Raw genomic sequence first — 2890 nt, forward strand, 5'->3', positions numbered from 1 at the left:
AGAACCATTTTCTGACTCTCATCCAGCTCCAACTTCTTATCGGTGAGCCTTGCAGTCTCCGCTATGGCTGCTCCATGTCCTGTGAGTGCGGCAAACGGGGCAAACTGTGCTGCTCTGTCATGGATAGACATGTGCGGATGAACAGAGGACACGTGATGTGGAAGCTGTATTATGTCATCGTAATTATCTTCCATAAGCCCCTCCTAAGCCTTGTGACCGCCTATCTGTCCGTTCCTCTCTATCGTCGTACCGCCCTCCTCAAGATTCATTCCCTTAAGGACTGCATTTTTGCCAAATTTCTTCTTGAGCTCTATCATCGCTTTCTGCATGCTCTGCTCCCGCTTCATATCCCGCTGCTTTTTCTCCGTCTCTGCTGCCCCGTCTCCAAAATCATCAAACAGACTGAGCTGCCTTGCTGACTGTTTCTCATGTGCCGCAGTATTCGATATGATATTGTTCGCCGTGACATATATCCTTCTGACATACAATAAAGGATCTACGATCTCTTCAAACAATCCGGTCACCGCATCCATGATGACCTGTGTAGATGATGTATACTCTCCAAGATTCACCGTTCCATGGGCACTTTTCGGTATCTTTCTCCCATACATATCTGTCTGTATCTCTCCGGAAAATTTCGCTCCCGCAGCGTTCTTTTTGAGATTATCTATATCATACCCCACTGTTATGACCATCTGATCTGTCTTGACATTCTTATCCACAAGATCCAGCACGAGCAGATCCGTCATCTCACGGATAATAAGTCTGGCTTTTTCATATTCGTATGGGCATGACAACACCTGTCCTGAACCTATGCTGTTCCTCTCCGGCTTGTAAGCCTTGATATCTGCAATGGTACAAGGCTCCCAGCCCCATGCATGATCTATGAGCAGCTCTGCATTTATACCAAATAATCTGTACAGCAGATCTTCGTTGTAATACTCATCGTCATGTCCCAGTGAGCATCTGGCGATATCACCCATTGTATAAAGTCCATGACTCTCAAGTTTTCTCGCATATCCTTTTCCCACTCTCCAGAAATCTGTGAGCGGTCTGTGATTCCACAGCTTCTGTCTGTACGACATTTCATCAAGACTTGCTATCCTGACTCCATCCTTATCCGGGGCTATATGCTTTGCCTCAACATCCATCGCTATCTTACACAGGTAGAGGTTCGTTCCTATCCCTGCTGTTGCTGTTATACCGGTCTGTGCAAGCACATCCTGTATGATCGTCATGGCAAGATCGTGCGGACTCATCTTATATATCCCAAGATAATCCGTCACATCCATGAACACCTCATCTATGGAATACACATGCATATCCTCTGGTGCTACATATTTCAGATAGATGTTATATATATCCGTACTGTACTTCATGTAATATGCCATACGTGGCGGAGCGGCTATATACGAAACCGCAAATTCATTATGCTCCGCAAGCTCATTGGAATCGCAGCTCTCCCCGGAAAAGTTTCCACCGGGTGAAAGTGTTCTCCTGCTGGCATTGACCTCCTTAAGCCTCTGCACCACCTCGAACAGTCTGGCTCTTCCAGGTATACCATAGCTCTTCAGCGACGGGGAAACAGCAAGACATATGGTCTTCTCTGTTCTCGACGCATCTGCCACTACCAGATTGGTGGTCAGTGGATCAAGTCCGCGCTCAACACATTCAACCGATGCAAAGAAGGATTTCAGATCTATCGCAATATACGTTCTATCTTTCTTATCCCTATCCACAGTCAATCCTCCTGTCACTTCTTGCTCAGTCTTAATCTTCTCTTTCTGATGCTTATGTGCCTTGGGTCACATACTATACAGCAGCCGTCCCGCCGGCCCGTGTATGCCCCAGCACTTTCCTCGATACGAGTATGTATGCGATTATCATCGCCGTACCTGTTATTATCCATGAAACTATATACACGTTCAAAAGCATGCCAAAAGAATGATATCGCGCAAACACCGTATATATCCATATGATCCTGAACACTACTGAACCCACAACTGTTATAATAGCCGGCAGCATGGATCTGCCAAGGCCTCTGAGTGCCGCAGCTGTCATCTCATATGTTCCTGTCATCGCCTCAAGGAGCATGACATGCTTCATTCTTATAAGTGCATACTTTATAACCTCTGTATCTGTTGTATAAAATCTCACAAGAAAATCCCCTGAAAGCATCATGACACTGCTGAACACAGCCGTCATAAGCATGCCCTCTAACATGGCAATCCTGAGAGCTTTTCTGCATCTCTCCTTCTCACCTGCACCATAATTCTGGCTCACAAATGTCACTGCTGCCTGTGCGTATGCGGATATGACAAAATATGCAAAATATTCAAAATTAAGACCCGTGGATGAGCCTGCCACAGCATCAGGACCAAAGCTGTTGATTCCGCCCTGTATCAGCACATTTGACAATGAGAAAACTGCCGTCTGTATCGCTGATGGAGCTCCTATCCTGAGTATCTTTCCCAGGCGCACTTTATCTATTCGTATATTCTTTATATCGAGTCTGAGTGGACCTTCCTCATGCATCAATATATACATGACTATTCCCGTACTGACAACATTTGATATGACCGTTGCCATGCCGACGCCTGCCACTCCAAGTTTACACACACACACGAAGAACAGGTTGAGTACAACATTGAGTACACCTGAAACTATCAGGCAGTAAAGCGGACGCCTTGTATCACCTATAGCTCTGAGCACAGCCGCTCCAAAATTATAAAGTATGATAAACGGCATTCCCACAAAGTATATCCTCAAATAAAGTACAGCCTGATCCAGCACCCTCTCAGGGGTATCTATGGCCTCAAGAATCGGTCTTGCCACAAACATTCCCGCAACAAGCATAACTATTCCGCATATAAGGGCAAACTTCACGCTG

At 45.8% G+C, this 2890-nt stretch carries 2 protein-coding genes and 1 pseudogene; all 3 read right to left on the bottom strand.

All coding sequences use genetic code 11. From position 1 onward, the window contains the following. Nucleotides 1–194, bottom strand: a pseudogene (locus CCU_RS07595) (hypothetical protein); the annotation flags it as partial. 9 nt (nucleotides 195–203) lie between these two features. Beyond that, nucleotides 204–1739: a Y-family DNA polymerase gene (locus CCU_RS07600; RefSeq protein WP_022216041.1), complete on the bottom strand. Its 1536-nt coding sequence runs from the start codon at nucleotides 1737–1739 to the stop codon at nucleotides 204–206. A gap of 73 nt (nucleotides 1740–1812) precedes the next feature. Next, nucleotides 1813–2890: MATE family efflux transporter (locus tag CCU_RS07605; RefSeq protein WP_208896094.1), on the bottom strand; the 1078-nt coding region annotated here is incomplete at its 5' end.

The sequence above is a fragment of the Coprococcus sp. ART55/1 genome (assembly GCF_000210595.1).
Taxonomy (GTDB): domain Bacteria; phylum Bacillota; class Clostridia; order Lachnospirales; family Lachnospiraceae; genus Coprococcus; species Coprococcus aceti.